Source organism: Amycolatopsis speibonae (genome assembly GCF_042647925.1).
Lineage (GTDB): Bacteria > Actinomycetota > Actinomycetes > Mycobacteriales > Pseudonocardiaceae > Amycolatopsis > Amycolatopsis speibonae.
The window spans coordinates 70,522-93,089 of record NZ_JBHRWK010000005.1; the positions used below are offsets into that span (position 1 = coordinate 70,522).

Here is a 22,568-nt window from a genome sequence, read left to right on the forward strand (position 1 = left end):
ACAGCGCAAGTCCGTGAAGCCCTCCTTGAGAGATCCAGAGGCCTTCACGGACTTGACCGGCCAAAACCGCCTCAGGACTCCATGGCCTTGACGAGCGAAGCGGGCCGCAGGTCCGTCCAGTGGGTCTCGACATACTCGAGGCACTCCGGACGCGAGGCCGGGCCGAACTTCGTCGCCCAGCCCGCCGGGACCTCGACGAACTCTGGCCACAGGCTGTGCTGGCCCTCGTCGTTGACCAGCACCAGGTACGTGCCGTCGGGGTTCTCGAACGGGTTCGTCATGTCTTGTTCTCCTTTGGTGTATCCGATGATTCAGCTCGTCGGGTGAACGCGTCGAGCGCGGCGAACCAGCCTTCCGCCAGGTCCCGCACCGACTCCTCGGTCAGCACGGCCTCCGGCCAGGACCACTCCGCGCCCAGTTCGGGGCCGCCGGGCCGGTCCTCGGTCAGCGCGTTGACCGTCAGTGCGTGCGAGAGCGGCATCCCATCGTCCGCCCCGATTTCGGCCGCCTCGGCTTCCGCCGCGTACGACCAGTCGGTCGCTTCGGGGACACTGATCCGGCCGAGGTAGTTGAACTCGATCCGCGGCTTCGCGAACTTCGCGAGCTCAGGACCGGTCCGCGGATCGAGGTACCGGAGCAGACCGTGCCCGATCCCTCCGTCCGGCAGCCCGCCGAGATGCGCCCGGACCCGCTCGAGCGCGGCACCGGCGGCGGCTCCGCCCGCGAACGCGTCGTCCAGATCGAGGTCACCCAGGTCCAGGCATACCGGGACGACACTGGTGAACCAGCCGACCGTCCGCGAAAGGTCCGCGCCACCGGCCAGTTCCTCCTCGCGGCCGTGCCCTTCGACGTCGACCAGCACCGCCCGTCCCTCGTCCCGGCGCCAGCGGGCGACGGCGAGCGCGAGGCCGGTGAGCAGGACGTCGTTGACCGTCGCCCGGAAAGCCGACGGCACGCGGGACAGCAGCGGGGCAGTCCGGTCGGCGGGCAGCGTCAGCGACACCTTCCTCACGGTCCCCAGCACATCGCGAGCGGGGTCGAGCGGCCGGTCCAGCGGGATCGGATCGCCGCCGCCCAGCAGCGACTTCCACCGGTCCAGTTCGCCCCCACGGTCCTGAGTGGACAGGTTCCGCGACCACCGCCGGAACGAGGTCGGCACCGGGGGCAGCTCCGGCGCCTCGCCGCGAGCGACCGACTCCCACGCGGAAGCCAGATCCGGCAACAGGATCCGCCACGAGACACCGTCGACGGCCAGGTGGTGGATCATCAGCAGCAACCGGCCGGGTCCGGCCGCTCCCGCGTCGAACCAGGTAGCGCTCAGCATCACGCCGGCGTCCGGGTCCAGACGGGACCGCGTCGGCTCCGCGTGCCGTGCGATCAGCGCGGGAAGATCGCCGTCGACCTCGACACGTTCGATGCGGACGTCGACGGATCCGGGCACCCGCAGCGCCCAGCCGTCCGCGGACCGGTCGAGCCGCGCGCGAAGCATGTCGTGCCGGGCGACGACGGCGCCGAGCACGGCCGTCAGCTGCTCACCGGTCATCCCGGACGGCGTCTGCAGCAGTGCCGCCTGGTGGTAGCCGTCGATCGGCCCGCCGAGTTCGCGGAGCGCGTGCATGATCGGCGTGAGCGCGACCGTGCCGTCGTCCACCAGGCTCTCGGCGACCTCTGCCAGACCCGCGACCGTGCGCCGCGCGAACACCTCGTGCGGCGTGATCTTCAGCCCGGCCGCGCGGGCCCGGCTGACCAGCCGCATCGCGACGATGCTGTCCCCGCCGAGCGCGAAGAAGTCGTCGTCCGCACCGAGTTCCGGTACGTCGAGCACCTCCGCGAAGAGCGCGCACAGCGCCTTTTCCCGTTCGGTCTCGGGTGCCCTGCCACCGGCCAGCTCGGCGTAGTCCGGTGCGGGCAACGCCTTGCGGTCCAGCTTCCCGTTGGACAGCACCGGAAGCGCGTCGAGCGTGACGAAGGCCGCCGGGACCATGTACTCCGGCAGCGCCTCGGCCGCGAACCGCCGCAGTTCCGCACGGTCCACAGTGGACACCACATAGGCCACCAGCTGCTTGACCCGCGGACGGTCCTCACGCACCAGGACGACGGCCTGCGCGACGTCGCCGTGCCGTTCGAGCACGGCCTCGATCTCCCCCGGTTCGACCCGGAACCCGCGGATCTTCGCCTGGTCGTCGGCACGCCCGCCGAAGTCCAGCCGTCCGTCCGAGGTCCAGCGGGCGAGGTCGCCGGTGCGGTACATCCGGGCTCCCACTGGGCCGAACGGATCCGCCACGAACCGCTCCGACGTCAACGCGGCCCGCCCGAGGTAGCCCCGGGCGAGGCCGGAACCGGCGAGGTACAGCTCGCCGGTGACCCCGGGCGGCACCGGCCGCAGCGCCGCGTCCAGCACGTAGGCGCGGGTGTTCGCGACCGGGCGGCCGACGAGTGGTTTCTCGCTGTCACCGATCCGCGCGACCAAGGCGTCCACTGTGGACTCCGTCGGTCCGTACAGGTTGAAGGCTTCGGTGCCGTCCAAAGTGGCCAGACGGTGCCACAGGCTCTCGGGCACCGCCTCGCCGCCGACGCCGATCACAGCCAGAGGGCACCGGTCGCCGTCGAGCAGGCCGGCCTCGGCCATCTGCGCGAAGAACGACGGTGTGACCTCGATGAAGTCGAAGCCGTCCCGTTCGATCATCGCGGCCAGGAGCTCGGGGTCGCGCCGGGTCGGCTCGTCCACGATGTGCACGGCGTGCCCGTCGAGCAGCCACAGCTGCGGCTGCCAGGAGGCGTCGAAGGAGAACGACCACGCGTGCCCCACCCGCAGACGCGGTTTGCCGGTGGCCTCGACCGCGGGCCGGTGCAACGTGGCGCGGTGGCTGTGGAACAGGTTCACCACACCGCGATGCGGGACGACGACCCCCTTGGGTGTCCCCGTCGAACCCGACGTGTAGATCACGTACGCCGGATGGTCCGGGCCGAGCGGACGGACGCGATCCCGATCGGTGAGGTCGTGCGCCTGCCGGTCCTCGGTGACGAGCGCGCAGAGTGCCAGCGTCTCGATGTCCGTCCGGGGTAGCGATTCCAGCAGTTCGGGCTCGGTCAGGAGCACCTTGGGCCGCGCGTCGGCGAGCATCGCGGCCAGCCGCTCGGCCGGATAGTCCGGATCGAGCGGCAGATATGCCGCCCCCGCCTTGTGGACAGCGAGGATCGCCAGCAGCACGTCCGCCGAACGCGGCAGTGCCAAGGCGACGAAGTCCTCGGGCCCCACGCCGTGGGCGACCAGCGCCCTGGCGAGCCGGTTGGCGCGCTCGTTCAACTCGGTGAACGACCAGGTGACCTCGCCGGACACCACCGCCGTCGTACCGGGCGAACGCCGGACCTGCTCCTCGAACAGACCGGCCACAGTGGACGGTTCGACGGCGAGCGCCGTCCCGTTCCACTCGCGCACGATCAGGTCGAGGTCGGCTTCCGCCAGGATGTCGACCCTGCCGACGAGTATGTCCACATCGGACACCATCGCGGCGAGCACCCGCTCCATCGCGGGGAGAAGCCGGTCCGGCAGACCCGCGTCGAACAGGTCGGACCGATACTCGGCGGTGAGCTTCAGCCGGGCGCCGGGTTCCACCGCCCAGGTGAGCGGATAGTGCGTGGAGTCCTCGTGGCGCACGATCTCCCCGCGCAGCCCGGCGCCGGTCTCGTCTTCGTCCGCGCCCGGGTAGCTCTCGAACACCATCAGCGTGTCGAACAGCTCCCCCAGCCCGGCGCCGCGCTGGATGTCGGCAAGGCCGAGATGCTGGTGCGCGAGCAGGCCGGACCGCTCGTCCTGGACCCGGTCGAGCAGGTCTCCCAGCTTCGCGGCCGGGTCGACCGTGATCCGCACCGGGATCGTGTTGATGAACAGGCCGATCATCCGCTCGACCCCGGCCAGCTCCGGCGGGCGCCCGGCGACCGTCGCGCCGAACACGACGTCCGACCGGCCGGTCAGCCTGCCGAGCACGATGCTCCACGCGGTCTGGACGAGGGTGTTCAGCGTCAACCCTCGCGAGCGTGCGAGCGCGGCCAGCGCACTCGTCGCCTGTTCCGGCAGCTCCAGGGACAAGCGCTCCGGCAGCGCCGGGACCCGCTGCGGGTCGTGCGGGACGAGATGGGTCGGCTCGGTCAGCCCGTCGAGCGCCTGCCGCCAAGCGGCGTCCGCCGCCTCCCGATCCTGGTCACCGAGCCAGCCGAGATGATCGCGGTACTGCCGCGCCGGTGCCGGATCGGCGCCCGCGTACAGCTGGGACAACTCCGCGAACAGCTGCGGCACCGACCAGCCGTCGAGCAGGACGTGCTGGTGGGTGAACACCAGCCGGTGCCGACCGTCCGGCAGGGCCACCAGCAGGAAACGCAGTACCGGTGCGACCGCCGGATCGAACCGGCGCCGGTCGCGGGCCATCTCCGCCTCGACGACGTCCGCCGAGGCCGCCAAGCGCCAGGGAACCGTGACCGAACGCGCCACCAGCGCGACCGGACGGCCGGAAGCGAGGTAGCGGTAACCGGTGCGCAGGACGGCGTGCCGGTCGACGAGCTCCTGAGCGGCCTCCCGCAAGCGAACAGGGTCGAGCGATCCTTCGAGATCGAAGGACACCTGGACGGTGTAGACGTCGGGCCCGTCGCCGTCCATCGTCGCGTGGAAGAGCAACCCCGCCTGCAACGGCGTCAGCGGCCACACCTCGGCCGTGTCCGGTGCGACGTCGAGGATCTCCGCGCGTTCGGCCGGGTCGAGGTCCACCAACGGCTTCCCGCTCGCCGGCACGGGCGCGTCGAGCCGCATCGAACTGACCTCGGCCAGCGCCGCGACGGTCCGGTGCCGGAAGACGTCGCGCGGGCTGAGCAGCAACCCCGCGCTCCGCACGCGGCCGACCAGCTGCATCGCGACGATGCTGTCCCCACCGAGGCGGAAGAAGTCGTCGTGGACGCCGACCTTCGCCAAGCCGAGGACATCGGCGACGAGTGACGCGAGCAGTTCTTCTCGCGGTGTCCGCGGGGCGTCGCCGGAGACCTCGACGGCGAAGTCGGGGGCGGGCAGCGCCTTGCGGTCGAGCTTCCCGTTCGGTGTCAACGGGAAAGCGTCCAGCACCACGAACGCCGAGGGCACCATGTACTCCGGCAGAGCCGCTTCGGCCAGCCGCCGGGCTTCTTCGACGTCGACCTCCCCGGCCAGGTAGGCGACGAGCCTGCCTTCTCTCAAGACCACGCACCCGGACAGCACGGACTCGATCTCGCCCAGCTCGATCCGGAATCCGCGCAGTTTGACCTGGTCGTCGGCGCGGCCGAGGTAGTCGAGCGCGCCGTCGACACGCCACCGCGCGAGGTCGCCCGTGCGGTACATCCGCTCCCCCGCGGCGAACGGGTTCGCCACGAACCGCTCGGCGGTCAGCCCGGCCCGGCCGAGGTAGCCGCGCGCGAGTTGGGCTCCCGCCAGGTAAAGCTCGCCCGCCACACCCGGCGGAACCGGGCGGAGCCGGGCGTCCAGGACGTGGACGCGGGTGTTCCACACCGGACGTCCGATGGGGACGGTGTCGTCGACGACCGCCCAGGAGGTCACGTCCACCGACGCCTCGGTCGGCCCGTAGAGGTTGTGCAGCGGGACGTCCACGCGAGCGGCGAGCTCGGACGGCAGCGCCTCGCCACTGCAGAGAACCCGGCGGACGTCGTGCCACCGCGGCTCTTCGGCGAGGAACGCCTCCAGCATCGACGGAACGAAGTGAACGGTCGTGATCCCGGCGGTGCGGATCAGCTCCGCGAGGTACCGCGGATCGCGGTGACCGTCCGGTTTGGCGACCACCAGGGTCGCACCGGTGATCAACGGCCAGAAGAACTCCCACACCGACACATCGAAACTCGACGGCGTCTTCTGCAACACACGATCATCCAAAGTCAGACCGTACTCGTCCTGCATCCACAGCAACCGGTTCACGATGCCCTCATGTGACACCACGACACCCTTGGGACGCCCCGTCGAACCCGACGTGTAAATCACGTAGGCCGGAGCGGACGGATCCACCACCCGGCCCAGATTCTCGCCCGAGTAGCCGTCCAGAACAGGCAACTCGCCGAGAACGACGGCGGGTGACGCGTCTTCGAGCATGAAGGCCAGCCTGTCGGCCGGATAGTCCGTGTCGAGCGGCAGATACGCCGCGCCCGCCTTGTGGACCGCGTACAGGGCGACGACAAGGTCAAGCGACCGCGGCAACGACACCGCCACCACCGACTCCGCGCCCACCTTCTGGTCCACCAGCCACCACGCCAGCTGATTGGCCCGCGCGTTGAACTCGACGTACGACAGTTCGGCGCCCTCGAACACCACAGCGGGAGCATCCGGCGTACGGGCCACCTGCGCCTCGAACAGCTCCGGCAACGTCACCGCCGGGACGTCGCGTGCGGTGTCGTTCCACCGCCGGAGCAGCGCGCGCTCGTCTTCGTCGAGGACGTCGAGCGCGCCGACCGGGACCGTGGGATCCGCGGCCACCTGCGCCAGGACGGCGGCCAGGCGCCGCGCGAACGCTTCAGCCGTGGTGTGGTCGAACAGGTCGGCGCTGTATTCGATCGCGGCCGAGATGCCGTCGGTGGTCTCCAGGAATCCGAATTCGAGGTCGAACTTGGCGATGCCCTGCGCGAAATCCTCCTGATCCGCGCGAAGGCCGGGCAGTGTCAGCCCGTCGCCGGATTCGGGCAGGTAGACCACCATCACCTGGAACAACGGGTGCCTGGCCAGCGAGCGTTCCGGGTTGACCGCGTCGACCAAGCGCTCGAACGGCAGGTCCTGGTGTTCGAAGGCGGCCAGATCCGTCGCGCGCACCCGCGAGAGCAGGTCACCGAACGCCGGGTCGCCGGACAGGTCGGTACGCAGGACGAGCGAGTTCACGAAGAAGCCGACCAGCGGCTCCAGCCGTTCGTCGGTGCGGCCGGAACTCGGTGCGCCGAGCGGGATGTCGTCCCCGGCGCCGAGCCGGTGCAGCAGCGCCGCGACCGCGGCCTGGGCCAGCATGAACATGCTGACGTCGTGTTCGCGGGCGACGTCGCGCAGGCGTTCGGTGAGCGCGGCGTCGATCGGGAAGGTGACGAGACCGCCGCGGTGACTCGACTCGGCCGGACGCGGCCGGTCCGAGGGCAGTGCCAGTTCCTCCGGCAGGTCCGCCAGCGCTTCCTGCCAGAAATCGAGGTGCCCGGACGCCGTCGAACCGAGCAGTTCCCGTTGCCACAAGGCGTAGTCCGCGTACTGGACCGACAGTTCCGTCCACTGTGGAGCGACGCCTGACAAGCGGGACTCGTACGCCGTGGCGAGGTCAGCCATCAGCGGAGCCTGTGAGCCCTCGTCCGTCGCCACGTGATGCAGCACCAGCAACAGGACGTGTTCCCGCGGCGACACCGCGAAGACCGTGACCCGGATCGGGAGTTCCTCGTCAAGAGCGAACCCACGTCCGGCCTCGGCGGACAGCTGCGCCGGCAGATCCACGGCCTCGGCGAACACGACGTCAGGTCGCGCGTCGGCGAGGATCCGCTGCGCGACGACGCCGTCTTGTTCGACGAACACGGTCCGGAGCGTTTCGTGCCGCTCGACGACGTCGCCGACCGCCGCGCGCAGCGCGTCCGCGTCCAGCTCGCCGTGCAGGCGCCAGGCGAGCGGGATGTTGTAGGTGGGTGTGACGCCTTCGAGCTGGTAGAGGAACCACAAGCGTTGCTGCGCGGGCGAAAGCGGCAGCACGTCCGGCCGGTTCCCGGCGATCGGGACCGGGTGGGCCGACGGTCCGGCGAGCCGTTCCGCCAGCGCCGCGACGGTGGGGGCGTCGAAAACGTCACGGACCGACACCGTGGCGTCCAGGCTCGCCGAGATCCGGCTGACCAGGCGCATCACCAGCAGCGAATGGCCGCCGAGGGTGAAGAAGCCGTCGTCGATCCCGACCCGCTCCACGCCGAGCACGTCGGCGAACAACGCACACAGAGCTTCTTCCCGCGCGTTCCGGGGCTCGCGGCCTTCGGTGGTCGCGAACTCGGGCGCGGGCAAGGCTTTCCGGTCGAGTTTGCCGTTCGGGGTCAGCGGGATCTCGTCGAGTACGACGATCGCGGACGGCACCATGTGCTCGGGCAACCTCGCGGCCACCGCGTCCCGCAGTCCGTCATCGGAACCGACGACATAGGCCACCAGCCGGTCTTCGCGAGCGACGACCACGGCACGGGTGACGGACGCCGACGCCGCCAAGGCCGCCTCGACCTCGCCGAGCTCGACCCGGAAACCGCGGATCTTGACCTGGTCGTCGACACGGCCGAGGAACTCCAGGACACCGTCGTCCGACCAGCGCGCGAGGTCCCCGGTGCGGTACATCCGCTCCCCCGCCTCACCGAACGGGTCGGCGACAAAGCGCTCGGCGGTCAGCCCGGGCCGGGCCAGGTACCCGCGGGCGAGCTGCGCACCGGCGAGGTAGAGCTCGCCGGGGACACCCGGCGGGACCGGGTTCAACCGCGCGTCCAGCACATATGTCCGTGTGTTCCACACCGGGCGCCCGATCGGGACGGTCGGCGTCGCTTCGGCACCGGCCCGCCATGCCGTCACGTCGACGGACGCTTCGGTCGGGCCGTAGAGGTTGTACAGCGGGACGTCCACGCGGGCGGCAAGTTCCGAAGGCAGCGCCTCGCCGCTGCATAGGACCCGGCGGACGTCGTGCCATCGTGACTCTTCGAGGAGGAACGCCGCGAGCATCGACGGGACGAAGTGAACGGTCGTGATCCCGGCGGTGCGGATCAGCTCCGCGAGGTACGCCGGATCCTTGTGGCCCTCGGGTTTGGCGACGACCAGCACCGCGCCGGTGATCAACGGCCAGAAGAACTCCCACACCGACACATCGAAACTCGACGGCGTCTTCTGCAACACACGATCATCCAAAGTCAGACCGTACTCGTCCTGCATCCACAGCAACCGGTTCACGATGCCCTCATGTGACACCACGACACCCTTGGGACGCCCCGTCGAACCCGACGTGTAAATCACGTAGGCCGGAGCGGACGGATCCACCACCCGGCCCAGATTCTCGCCCGAATAGCCGTCCAGAACAGGCAACTCGTCGAGAACGACCGTAGGAGCGGCGTCTTCGAGCATGAAGGCGACGCGATCCGCCGGATAGTCGCGGTCGACAGGCAGGTAGGCGCCTCCTGCCTTGTGCACGGCGTACAGCGCGACGACCAGATCGAGCGATCGCGGCAACGACACCGCCACCACCGACTCCGCGCCGACCTTCTGGTCCACCAGCCAACGCGCCAGCTGATTCGCCCGCACGTTGAACTCGGCATACGACAGCTCGGCGCCCTCGAACACCACGGCGACAGCATCCGGCGTCCGCGCCACCTGCGCCTCGAACAACTCCGGCAACGTCGTGGCCGGGACTTCACGAGCCGTGCGGTTCCACTCGGCCACCCGCGCGAGTTCGTCACCGACGAGGACGTCGAGTAGAGCGACCGGCCGATCCGGCGCGGCGGTGACCTGTTCCAGCAGGGCCGTGAGCCGGGCGAGCAATCGCTCTGCCGTCGCTTCGTCGGCGAGGTCTTCGGCGTACTCCAGCATCAGCGTGGCGGTGTTCTCGTCGTCGACCATCGTGAAGTGCAGGTCGAACTTCGCCATGCCGGTGTCCATCTCGAACCACTCGGCGGGCAGGCCGAGCACGTCGTGGGCACCGCTGTGCCGGTGGTAGCCCACCATCACCTGGAACAGCGGGTTGCGCCCCGGCACGCGGGGCGGGTTCAGCTCCTCGACGACGCGTTCGAACGGCAGGTCACCGTGTGAGAAGGCGGCGAGATCCGCCTCTCGCACCCTGTCGAGCAGCGCGGCGAACGTCGGGTCGCCGGAGAGATCGGTCCGCAGGACCAGCGTGTTCACGAAGAACCCGACGAGGTCGTCGAGCGCCGCGTCGGTGCGCCCCGCGATCGGGGCACCCAGCGGGATGTCGTCCCCGGCCCCGGTCCGGTGCAGCAACGCGGCCACAGCCGCCTGCAGCACCATGAACGGGCTCGCTCCCGCCCTCGCCGCCAGCTCGCGTACGGCGTCCGACAGCTCTCCGGACAGTGGAGCCTTCACCTTACCGCCCCTGCCTGTCGGCCTGAGCGGACGCGGGCGATCCAGCGGCAACGTCAGCTCGTCCGGCGCGCCACGCAAGGCCTCGGCCCAGAACGTGACCTGAGCGGCGCCGCGCTGATCCAGGAAGTCCTTCTGCCAGAGAGCGAAGTCGGCGTACTGCGCCGGCAGCTCCGTCCACACGGGACCCTCACCGGCGAGCCGCGCTTGATACGCCGAGCTCAGGTCGCCCAGGAACGGGCGGTCCGACCATTCGTCGGTCGCGCTGTGGTGCAGGACCAGCGAGATCACCTGGTCGCCGTCGCCGAGCCGCAGCACCCGCAGCCGGACCGGGATCTCCCGCGCCAGGTCGAACGGTGTCCTGGATAGCGAAGCGATCCGAGCGTCCAGGCCGGCCTCGTCGCACTTCTCGACGGTGAACGGGATCTCCGGCGCGTCGAGGACACGTTGATAGGGCTCCCCGTCGTGCTCGGCGATGACGGTCCGCAGCACCTCGTGCCTGCCGAGGACGTCACCGAGCGCGAGTCGGAGAGAGCCGAGATCAAGACCGCCCCGCAGCCGGAAGGTCAGCGGGAAGTTGTAGGCGACCGCGTTCGCTTCCAACCGGTCGACGAGCCAGAGGCTGCGCTGGGCGGACGACAGCGGGATCCGTTCGGGGCGCTCGGCGCGGACCACCGCGGACCGCGCCGGTTCGCCACCGCCCGCGCGGGCAGCCAGTTCCGCGACCGTCGGCGCCTCGAACAGGTCACGGATGGCCAGTTCGGCGCCGAGTTCGGTCCGGGCCCGGCTGATCAGCCGGGTGGCCAGCAGCGAATGGCCGCCGAGGTCGAAGAAGTTGTCCTCGACGCCGACCCCGTCCACCCCGAGGACCTCCGCGAAAAGCGCGCACAGCGTCTCCTCCGCGGCGGTCTCGGCCGGGCGGCTTTCGGCGAGCCGCACAGCCTGGTCGGCCTCCGGCAGCGCCCGCGTGTTGAGCTTGCCGTTGTCGGTCAGCGGCAGCGCGCCCAGCTTGACGAACGCGGCCGGGACCATGTAGTCCGGCAGTTCCGTCTTGAGCCTGTCCCGCAGGCGTTGCACCAGTTCGCCACCACCGCGAGCCGCCGTCGGGCTCGTGGCGTACTTGGCCAGGTTCGCACCGATTGAAACCGGCTGGTGTACCCCGGTGACCAGAACGTCTGGCTGTCCCTTGTGGACGAACACCGCCTCGAACGCGCCCTCGGCCGACCAGGTGCAGTACACCCGGAAGCCGAGCCGGTCCCCGAGTTCGTGCACGTCCTCGGGCTCGATCCCGCCAGGGGCGCGGAACAGGTCCAGGACGTCGATCAGCGGCGCACCGGCGTCCAGCGCCCGTGTCGCCTCGACCTCGGGGGCCTGCCGCGCGTCCGGGATCCGGCTCACGCGCAGCGTTTCCGCCCCGGTGAGCCGCTCCTCCAGCGCGGCGAGGGACCCGACTTCGTCCCACGAGAAGCGTGCCGCCTCGGCGACCGACAAGGTGTCGGCCGCTTCCTTCACCAGGACCGCGTCGTAGCGGTACCGGCTCAGCTCGTTGTGCAGCCGGGCCCGTTTGATCCGGACCTGCGCCGCGACCTCCGGAAGCTGCCGCGCGAGCGCGGTGAAGTAGTCCGGGTCGATCAGGAGTTCCTTCTCCAGCGCGGCCCCGCGTTCGATCGCCCGCCGCACCTGGGCGACGTCGGAGGTCGCGTCGGCGCGGGTGAGCTGGATCGCGGTGTGGAAGGCGCGGGCGAGCCGCAGGTTCCGGACGTCGCCGACGAACAGCGCGCCGCCGGGCGCGAGCAGGCCGATCGCCTTCGTGACGACGTCGGTCAGGTAGTCGACGCTCGGGAAGTACTGGATGACGGAGTTGATCACGATCGTGTCGAACCGGCCGGCGGGCAGGCCCTCGAACACGTGCGCCGGCTGGGCACGCAGGTTCACCTTGGCCGCCAGTGCCGGATCCCGTTCCAGCTCGCGGTTCAGCTTCGCGATCACCGGGGCGGCGAGGTCGGTGCCCCAGTACTCCTGAGCCGACGGCGCGATCTGCCCCATCAGCAGACCGGTGCCGACGCCGATCTCCAGCACCCGTTCCGGCTTCAGTTCGGCGATCCGGTCGACGGTCGCCTGCCGCCATTCCCGCATGTGCTCCAGCGGGATCGGATCGCCGTCGTAACTGGAGTCCCAGCCCGCGAAGTCCTCGGTGAACAACGCCGTCGGGATCTCGGTGTACTCGTCTGAGTAGATCTGCTGCCATTCACCGACCTGGTCGGCTTCAGCCTCGGCCCGCGCGTCCCCGCTCAGTTCGGCCGGGACGATGTACCCGATGAGCCGTTGCAGACCGGGTGCCGACGGGTCGGGCCGGGCGATGACGGCGGCCTGTGCGACCTCCGGGTACCGGCTGAGCGCGGTCTCGATCTCGCCGAGTTCGACGCGGTAGCCACGGATCTTGACCTGGTCGTCGGTCCGGCCGAGGAAGTCGAGGTTGCCGTCCGCACGGCGGCGCACCAGGTCTCCGGTGCGGTACATGCGCCCGCCGCCGGGGACGAACGGGTCGGCGACGAACCGTTCGGCGGTCAGCCCGGGACGGCCGAGGTAGCCGCGCGCCAGCCCCTCACCGGCGATGTAGAGCTCACCCGCGACGCCGTCGCGGACCGGCCGGAGCCAGGCGTCCACGATGTAGGCGCGGGTGTTCCAGATCGGTTTGCCGACGGTCGGGCTGTCGCTGTCGGTCGTACCGCCGCCGAGGGTGTTGATCGTGTACTCGGTGGGGCCGTACAGGTTGTAGCCGTAGGTGCCGTCGGTGTCCCTCAGCCGGTTCCACACCGACTCCGACACGGCCTCGCCGCCGAGCAGGACGAGCGCGGGCCGGTGCCCCTCCAGCAGCCCTTCCTCGATCAGCAGGTGGGCGTACGTCGGGGTCACGTTGACGACGTCGACCTCGTGCTCGTCGCAGTACGCCACGAGCGCCCGCGCGTCGCGCCGCAGTTCCTCGTCGCAGATGTGGACCTCGTGCCCCTCGACGAGCCACAGCAGCTCTTCCCAGGACATGTCGAAGGCGAACGACACGGTGTGCGCGATCCGCAGTCGCCGCCCGCCCGCCGACGCGATGGCCGGGGCGAAGATCGCGCCCTGGTGGTTGAGCTGCATGTTCGTCAGGCCGCGGTACGGCGTGACGACGCCCTTGGGCTTGCCTGTCGAGCCCGACGTGTAGATGACGTACGCCGGGTGCTCCAGGCGATTCGCGCGACCTCGCGCGAACAGCGGGCGTTCGGCGTCGGAGATCGGGCCGACGCCGAACGCCCTGTCGCCGTGGTCGTCGTCTTCAGGGTCATCGACGAGCACCCGCGGCGTGGCATCGGGCAGCGTCGCCGATACGTCCTTTGTGGACACCAGGCACAACGGCCCGGCGTCTTCCAGCATCACCGCGAGCCGGTCGGCCGGGTAGTCGAGTTCCAGCGGCAGATACGCCGCGCCGGTCCGCAGGACGGCGAACAGCGCGACGACCATGTCGATCGACCGCGGCAGGCCGAGCGCGATCACCTGTTCCGGAGCGGCCCCCTTCGCCAGCAGGAGCCGGGCCATCCGGTTGATGCGCGCGTCGAGTTCGGCGTAGGTCAGCTGTTCTTCGCCGAACACTACAGCCGTCGCGTCCGGGGCCCGTTCGGCCTGGACCGCCAGCAGATCCGCGATCGTGTCCTCGATGACCGGGTTCTCGGCCTCGGCCCAGCCCGCCTCCAGCGCGGCGCGGTCCTCAATGGACACCGTCGCGAGCGCGGCGACCGGTTTCGCCGGGTCGTCGACGATCTGGGCGACCAGCGACGTGAACCGCCCCAGCACCGACGCGGCCTCAGCGGCGTCGATCACGTCGTCGCGGTAGGACAGCGTGACCCGGATTTCCTCGCCCGGCGTCACCACCAGCGTCAGCGGATAGTGCGTCGCGTCGATGTTGAGCAGGTCGGTGATGCCGTGCCGGTGACGAAGGCCGTCACGCCGTTCGTCACCGTCCGCGTTGCGCAGCACGAACAGCGTGTCGAACAGGACCCGGTGCCCGGCCTCCCGTTGCAGGACGCCGAGGCTCATGAACTCGTACGGGGTCAGGTCCATCCGCTCGGACTGCAGGCGCCGCACCAGGTCCAGGACGGACTCGGCCGCGTCGAGCCGCACCCGCGTGGGCACGGTGTTGAGGAACAGGCCGATGGTGTTCTCGATCTCGGGCACGGCGGCGGGCCTGCCCGCGACAGCGGCGCCGAACACGACGTCGTGCCGCCCGGTCATGGTCGACAGGACCAGGCCCCAGGCGGCGTTGAGCACGGAGTTGACGGTGAGGCCGTGGCGCCGGGCCTGTTCCCGCAGCCCCCGGCTGAGGTCGCCGGGCAGGACGGTGTCCAGGTTGACCGGGGTGGCCGGGACCAGATCCCGGCCTTCCGGTCCGATGACGGTCGGCTCCGCGAGTCCGGACAGCGCCTCGCGCCAGGCGTCGGTGGCGGCCTCGATGTCCTGCCGGTCCAGCCAGCGCAGGAAGTCCACATAGGACCCGGCGGCGGGCAGCGTCCGGTCGTCTCCGCCGAGGTCGTACAACGCGAACAGCTGCTCGATGAAGAGCCAGGCGGACCAGCCGTCCCACAGCAGCAGGTGCCTGTTCAGCACGACACGGTCGCGGCCGTCCCCGAGCCGGACCAGTTTCAGCCGGAACAGCGGCGGAGCACCGAGGTCGAACCGCGTCGCGCGGTCCTCGGCCATCAGGTCGTCGAGCCTCGCCTGCTGCTCGTCCTCGGGTAGCGTCGAAAGATCCACTTCGGACAGCGGAGGTCCGACCTCGTCCGCCACGAACTGGACCGGCCCCCGCAGTCCCTCGCTGGTGAAGCCGGCGCCGAGGCTGGGGATCCGGCGGACCAGCGCGGACACCGCCGCTCGGAGTCGCTCGGCGTCCAGGCGGTGATCGAAGTCGATCACCTCCTGGATCGTGTAGATGTCGACCCGGTCGGAGTTGTAGCTGGAGTGGAAGAACAGGCCTTCCTGCAGCGGTGACAGCGGCCAGACGTCGGCGACCGGCGCCGGGCTGAACCGCTCGACGCGGCCGATCTCCTCCTGGGTCAGCGAGACGAGTTCGAGGTCGGACGGCGTGAGCCCCAGCGGCACGCCCGTGTCCGCGGCAGCGAGTTCGCGTAAGGCCGCGGCCCAGCGTTCGGCGAGCGCTCCGGCCGGGCCCGCGAACGTCGCCGTCAGTCTCGGCCCGTCCTCGGTGTCTTCGCAGGCGACCCCGATCCGCAGGACGTGGTCTCCGGACGGGGGCGTCGCCGCGTGCCCGGCGACCTGCCATTCCCCCGGTCCGGCCGGGATCCGGCCGTCGTAGCGCAGGGCGATCCGCGGCTTCGCGAGCCCGGCGAGCAGCGGACCGGTCTGAGCGTTGAGATAGCGCAGCGGGCCGTAGCCCTCGGGCGTCTTCCGGACGGTCTCTTTGACGGCCTTGAGCATCGCGAGCGGTTCGCCCGCCGCGGTGATCCGCACCGGGCGGACCGACGTCAGCGCGCCGATGGTGTCCGAAGCATCCACCCTGCCATGGAGATCGACGAGAAGTTCGCCGTCGACGACGGTTTTCAGCGCCGTCAGGAGGGCGTCCGTCACATCGCCGTGGAGTGCGACGAGCTTCCGAGTGTCCTCGATGGACAGAGTGATCCGGCGTTCGGCGACGTCACCGTCAGCGGCGATCTCGAAGGCACCGGGTGCCAAGGTCTCGGCCCAGTGCTCGATTTCGCCGAGCAGTGCGGGATCCTGCGCCGTTTCAGTGATCCGGCGCGCGATGGTCCGCAGCGAGGTCCTGACCGGCGTGAACACCGGCGGATGACCGCCGGTCACGGCTTCCCAGGCGCTCGCGAGATCAACCGCCAGAATCGTCAGGCTCCGCGCGTCCAACAGGACCGGATGAGCGACCAGGAGCAGCCTGCCCGATTCGTCGAACCAGACGGCCTGCAGCAAGTTGTCCGACAACCGGTTTGCCGCGTCCCGGTATTCGACCTCGACAGACCCAGTTGAGTGACGGAGCAGGTCAGCGGCTTGCAGATTCCCTTGTGGACGGATTTCGAGCGACCACAGCACCGAGGCGACCCGCGACAGTTCGAGTCGCAGGCCGTCGTGGTGGTCGAGCACGAGTTGCAGTGCCGCGGCGAGGGTCTCGACGTCGGCCCCGGACGGCACGGTCAGCAACACGGACTCCGGTCGCAGCACGTCGCCCAATTCCCGCAGACGCAGCACTTCGGGCAGGAGCGGGAGGGCGCCGACGCCGTCGGCATCGGCCACCGGTTCGGCAGGCGCCGAGGAGGCGGCGAGCGCGGCCGGGGTCCGAAGCTCGAAGACGTCCTTGGGGCTCAACTCGAACCCCGCCCGCCGGGCACGGCTCGACACGGCGATCGACGAGATGCTGTCGCCGCCCAGCAGGAAGAAATCGCCGTGGGCGCCGACCGTGTCCAGGCCGAGGACGTCAGCGAAGATCCGCGCGAGGGCGCGTTCCTGGTCGTTCTCAGGCGTGCTGACAGACTCGCCGATCTCCGGCGCGGGCAAAGCCCGGACGTCGAGCTTTCCGCTGGGCGTCACCGGGAACTCGTCGAGAACCACGAACGACGACGGGACCATCGGAGCAGGCAGCGCTTCACTCACCGCGGCTCGCAGCCGCTCCGGATCCGCACCGCCGGCCACATAGCCGACGAGCACGCCGTCCTTCGCCACGACCGTCGCGGCGGTGACCTCCGGCTGCGCGGCGAGAACGGCTTCGATCTCGCCGAGTTCGATCCGGTTGCCGCGGATCTTCACCTGCCGGTCGGTGCGGCCGAGGTACTCGATCTCGCCGTCGGCGCGGCGCCGGACGAGGTCGCCGGTGCGGTACAACCGCTGTCCCGGTTCGCCGAACGGGTCGGCGACGAAGCGCTCGGCGGTCAGGCCGGGCCGTCCGTGGTAGCCACGGGCAAGCTGGACACCCGCGAGATACAGCTCTCCCGCCACGCCGTCGGGCACCGGGCGGAGGCAGCCGTCGAGGACGTGCACCCGGGTGTTCCACACCGGACGTCCAATCGGGACTCCCGCGCCTTCGGTTCCATCGACGGCGAAGTAGGTCACGTCCACGGCCGCTTCGGTGGGGCCGTAGAGGTTGTGCAGCGGCACACCGGTGATCGAGCGCCAGCGCGCGGCGTTCTCGCCGGTCAGCGCCTCACCGCTGGAGAAGATCCGGCGCAGGGATCGGGCCCGGCCCAGGTCTTCGGTGACGTCGTCGCTGCCGAGGAACGCGGCGAGCATGGACGGGACGAAGTGCAGGGTGGTGATCTCCCGCTCCCGGATCAGCCGCGCGAGGTACGCCGGATCGCGGTGGCCGTCCGGTTCGGCCAGCACCACCGCGGCGCCCTCGCACAGCGCCCAGAAGAACTCCCACACGGACACGTCGAAGCTCGACGGCGTCTTCTGCAGCACCCGATCCGACCCGGTGAGCCGGTACTCGTGCTGCATCCACGCGAGGCGGTTGACGATCGCGCGATGCGTGACAGCCACGCCCTTCGGCCGCCCGGTCGATCCGGAGGTGTAGATCAGGTAGGCGGCGTTGTCCGGCCCGGCGGCCGCGCCCTGGACGTCCTCGACGGTGGACTCGCTGGTCACGGAGGCCTGGGTCAGCCCGGCGACGGAGGGGATTCGCGACGCCGTCCCGGGTTCGGAGAGCACGAGACGCGCACCGGAGTCGGTGAGCATGTATTCGAGCCGATCGGCCGGATAGTCGAGGTCGATCGGCAGGTAGGCGGCCCCGGCCTTGACCACGCCGAGGAGCGCGACCATCAGTTCGGCCGATCTCGGCACGGCGACGGCCACGATCTCGTCGGGACCGGCACCCAGGGAACGCAGCCTGCGGGCCAGCCGCTCGGCACGGGTGTCGAGATCCACATAGGACAGTTCGGTGTCCTTGAACACCACCGCGGTCGCGGACGGTGTCTTGGCGACCTGTTCGGCGAAGGCCTCGGCCAGCGTCCGTTCGGGCACCGGATGCGAGGTCGCGTTGAGTTCGGCCAGGCGGCCGCGTTCGGCGGGCGAGAGCAGGTCGACGGCGGTGACCGGCAGACCGGGGTTCGCGGTCAGCGTCTCCAGCAGCCGCGCGAACCGTTCCGCGAGGTGTCCGGCCGCGACCGCGTCGATCCGGGCGGCGTCGAACTTGAGGCTGAACGCCAGATCCTCGCCCGGGGTCGCGATCAACGCGACCGGGAAGTGCACCGCGTCGGTGACCTCGACGCCGGTGAGCCGCAGGATTCCGGACGGCTCCTCCTCACGCGGGAAGTTCTCGACGACCACGAGGGTGTCGAACAGTTCTTCCTGCCCGGCGCCGGCGACCCGCTGCAGTTCACCGAGGCCGAGATGCTGGTGGTCCAGCAAGGCCGCCTGCTCGTCCTGCAGCCGCCGCAGCACGGCGGCGACGGTTTCGGACGGGGACCAGCGCAGCCGGACCGGAACCGTGTTGATGTACAGGCCGACAGCCGATTCGAGGCCGTCGGCACCGGAGTCGCGACCGGAGACCGTGCTGCCGAACAGCACGTCGTCTCGGCCGGTGAGCCCGCCGAGCAGAAGACCCCAGGCGCCGTGCAGAACGGTTCCGAGGGTGAGACCGTGTGCGCGGGCCATGGCGGACAGCTCCGCCGTGGCCCGCTCACCGAGGTTCAGGTGCACTCGCGACGGCCGCCTCCCGGCCGTGGACCGCCCCTCGATCAGCCGAGTGGTTTCGTCCACTCCGGACAGTGCGGTCCGCCAGGCTTCCCGCGCAGCCTCGTGATCACGCGATGCGAGCCGCCGCAGGTGGTCTACGCGAGTGCCCGGTTCCGGGAGCGGGGCGTCCGTTCCCGCGTATCCTGCCAGCAGTTCGCGGAGCAGCACCACGACCGACCAGCCGTCGGCGATGATGTGGTGGAACGTGAGCGCCAGCTTGGCGCGATCCTCGCCGACCCGGGCGAAGGTCGCGCGCAGCAAAGGCGGCCGGGCGAAGTCGAACCGGCGCGCGCGATCGGCCTCGAAGGCTTCCGCGGCGTCTTCGGCGAGCACTTCACGCCAGGGCAGTTCGGCGTGCCGGGTCACCGTCTGGACGACCTGGCCGCCGTCGAGCTGCCGGAAACCGGACCGCAGCGACGAGTACCTGTCCAGCAGCGCCTGCGCGGACCGGCGCAGCGCGTCGGCGTCGACCTCGCCTTCGAGGTCCAGCACTTCCTGGACCGTGTAGATGTCGGCCGCCTGACCGCCTTCGAACTCCGCGTGGAAGAAGAACCCTTCCTGCAACGGCGTCACGGGCAGGACGTCGGCGAACTCGGCGAGCGACGCGCGCTCGGCGCCGGTCAGCTCCAGCAGCGGCCCCTCGTCCACAGTGGACACGGCGGACTTTCCGGCAACCGTCTCCGCGCAGGCGGCGAGAGCCTCGGGTGTCCGATGCTGGAACACCTGGCGTGGCGTGATGGCGAGGCCCCGTTCGGCCGCGCCGAGCACCAGCCGGATGGACAGGATGCTGTCGCCGCCGAGGGTGAAGAAGTCGTCATCGGCGCCGGCCGAGGCCAGCCCGAGGACGGCCGCGACGACGTCGCACAGGATCCGTTCCCGCTCGGTACGCGGCGCGCGGCCCGTGGCGGCGGCGCCGAAATCGGGCAGGGGCAAGGAGGTGCGGTCCAGTTTGCCGTTCGGCATGATCGGCAGCCGGTCGAGCGCCACGAACGCCGACGGCACCATGTAGTGCGGCAGCGCCGATTCCGCGTGGGAGCGCAGGTCCTTCATCAGCGACGGCGATCCGTCCGACTCCGGGACGACATACGCCACCAGGCGCCGGTCCCCCGGCTTGACCTCGCGCGGCACGACGGCGATCCGCTCGACCCCGGCGTACGCGGCGAGCGCGGATTCGATCTCCCCCGGTTCGATCCGGAAACCGCGGATCTTCACCTGGTGATCGGTGCGGCCGAGGAAGTCGAGGTTCCCGTCCGCGCGCCAGCGGACCCGGTCGCCGGTGCGGTACATCCGCTCGCCGCCGCCGGTGAAGGGGTCGGCGACGAACCGTTCCGCCGACAGCCCGGGACGTCCGGCGTAACCCCGCGCGAGACCGCGGCCACCGACGTACAACTCTCCTTCGACGCCGACCGGAACCGGCCGCAGCGCGGTGTCGAGGACGTAGCACCGCGTGTTCGGATCCGGCCTGCCGATCGGGATGGGCCCGGTCCAGCCGGGCTCGGCCGCCCACAGCGTCGAGTTCACCGTCGCCTCGGTCAGCCCGTACGCGGCGACGACCTTCAGGTCCTCGGCCCAGCGCGCGATCAGTTCCGGTGGGACGGTCTCGGTGCCGACGATCAGCACCGCGCCCTTCGGCAGTTCACAGTCCGGCGGCAGCGCCGCGACCAGCGACGGCGGCAGGATCATGTGCGTCGCCGCGTTGTCGGCGATGTAGCCGGTCAGTTCGACGCCCGCGACCCGGCGGTGCGACGGCACCACGATCAGCGTTCCGCCGACGCACAGGGACATGACCAGATCCCAGACCGTCACGTCGAACCCGGTCGAGGCGAACTGGACCACCCGGCTGTCCTCGCCGATGCCGATCCGTTCGGTCGCTGTGCTGATCAGGCTGCCGACCCCGTCATGGGACAGGACCACGCCCTTCGGCTTCCCCGTCGAACCCGAGGTGTAGATGACGTACGCGGCCTGGTTCAGTGCGATCCCGCCGACATCCACAGTGGACGAATCGAGTTCCGCGAGTTCGGCCACGAGAGCAGGTTCGTCCAGAAGGACCCGTTCGACGTCCACCCCGGGCGGCAGCTGCGCCGATTCCTCCCTTGTGGACACCACGATTCCCGCGCCCGCGTGGGACAGCATGTACGCGAGGCGGTCCTCGGGGTGGTCGAGGTCGAGCGGAAGATAGGCGGCCCCGGCCTTCATGACGGCGAGGAGCGCGACCACGAGATCGGCCGACCGCGGCATCGCCACGGCGACGACGTCCTCGTCGCCCACGCCGCGTCGCTTCAGCAGGCGGGCGAGCCGGTTGGCGGCGGCGTCGAGCTCGGCGTAGGTCAGGCGGACGTCCTCACAGACGACGGCCTCGGCGTCCGGCTTCCGAGCCACGATCCGGTCGAACGCCTCGGGCCAGGACACCTCGGGCGAATCCGCCACCTCGGTCCCGAGCGCCAGCATCCGGGCCCGTTCCTCACCCGAGAGCAGGTCGATCGCGGCCAGCGGCAGGCTCGGCCCCTCCATCAGCGCGTCCAGCACCGCGGCGAACCGGCGGCGGTGTTCGGCGAGCTCGTCGTCGGTGGAGACGGCGGAGTCCGCGTCGAAGTCGAACCGGAGGCCCCGGCCCTCACCGGCGTCGTACACGGCGATGGCGACGTCACTGATCGGCCCGAGTTCCAGGTTGTGCACCGTGGCACTCGCGTCGCCGAACGCGAGTTCGCCGTCCACGGCCATGAAGTTCACGCTCAGCCCGACGAGTTCGTGCACCCCGCCGCTCGCGCCGAGTTCACGCGCGAGGTCCTCACCGCGGTACCGGCTGTGCTCCAGCAGCGCGGAGATCTTCTCCGCGACCTGGGCGACGAGCCGCGCCGGCGTCGCCTCGGTCCGGACCTCCAGCCTCAGCGGCAGGACGTTGGACACCATGCCCGGCTGCTCGCGCAAGGCGCGAGTGGTGCGCGCGGTGACCGGCAGGCCGAGGACGAGGTCTTCGGCACCGGTCACCCGGTGGGCGTAGGCGGCCACTGCGGCGATCGCGACGCGGGACAGCCTCGTTCCCGCGTCGAACGCGAACTTCCGCAGGCGGCCGGCGTCCGCCGCGGGCAGTTCCCACGAGTGCCGCCGCAGCCGGATCGGGCCGGCCGAGGCGCGGCCGAGCAGCCGCACCGGGTTCGGCCTGCCCGCGAGCTCTCCGAGCCAGTAGCCGCGGTCGGTTTGCCCGTCCTCCGAGGCCTCGACCAGCCCGGAGAGCGGCCAGGCGACCTCATCGGCGGTGCCCGAGTAGAGCGCAGCCGCGCGCCGGGTCAGCACGGCCTGTCCGTGCGCGTCCATCACCAGGTGGTGGTAGCGCTGGAACCAGCGGACCCGGTCCCCGGCCAGGACCAGCAGGGTGTGCCCGGTGAGCGGGCCACGGGCGGGGTCGGCCGCCACGGCCAGTTCGCCCCGCGCCCACTCGTCGGCCGCCCGCTCCGGATCCGGCTCGCCGGTGAAGTCGAGGACGGCGACCTCGCCCGGGGTGACCGGGCGCTGGACCGGCGTGTCGCCCTCCAGCCCGACCGTGACGTGCAGGCACTCCGCCTCCGCGACCGCCCGCCGAACGGCGTCACCCAGCCGGGCGATGTCGAGGTCACCGCGGAGCTCGGCGACCCAGCCGATCGTGTAGACCGGATCGGCCGGGTCGAGCTGCTGAGCGAGCCAGATTCCCTTCTGTGCCGGGGTCAGGGGAAAGCCGCGGTTCATCGGGATCTGCCTCCACCGTTCAAGA

The 22,568-nt window shown here is 70.6% G+C and carries 2 protein-coding genes; both read right to left on the reverse strand.

Going from position 1 to position 22,568, the window contains the following annotated elements; translation table 11 throughout:
• Positions 1-71: 71 nt before the first annotated feature.
• Positions 72-281, reverse strand: coding sequence for an MbtH family protein (locus ACFOSH_RS02415; protein WP_378236938.1), 210 nt, complete (start codon positions 279-281; stop codon positions 72-74).
• The gene (locus ACFOSH_RS02420) at positions 278-22,543 is read right to left on the reverse strand and encodes a non-ribosomal peptide synthase/polyketide synthase (protein ID WP_378236939.1); all 22,266 of its coding nucleotides are present in this window, start codon (positions 22,541-22,543) and stop codon (positions 278-280) included. The genes ACFOSH_RS02415 and ACFOSH_RS02420 overlap by 4 nt, the downstream gene beginning before the upstream one ends.
• Positions 22,544-22,568: the final 25 nt, after the last annotated feature.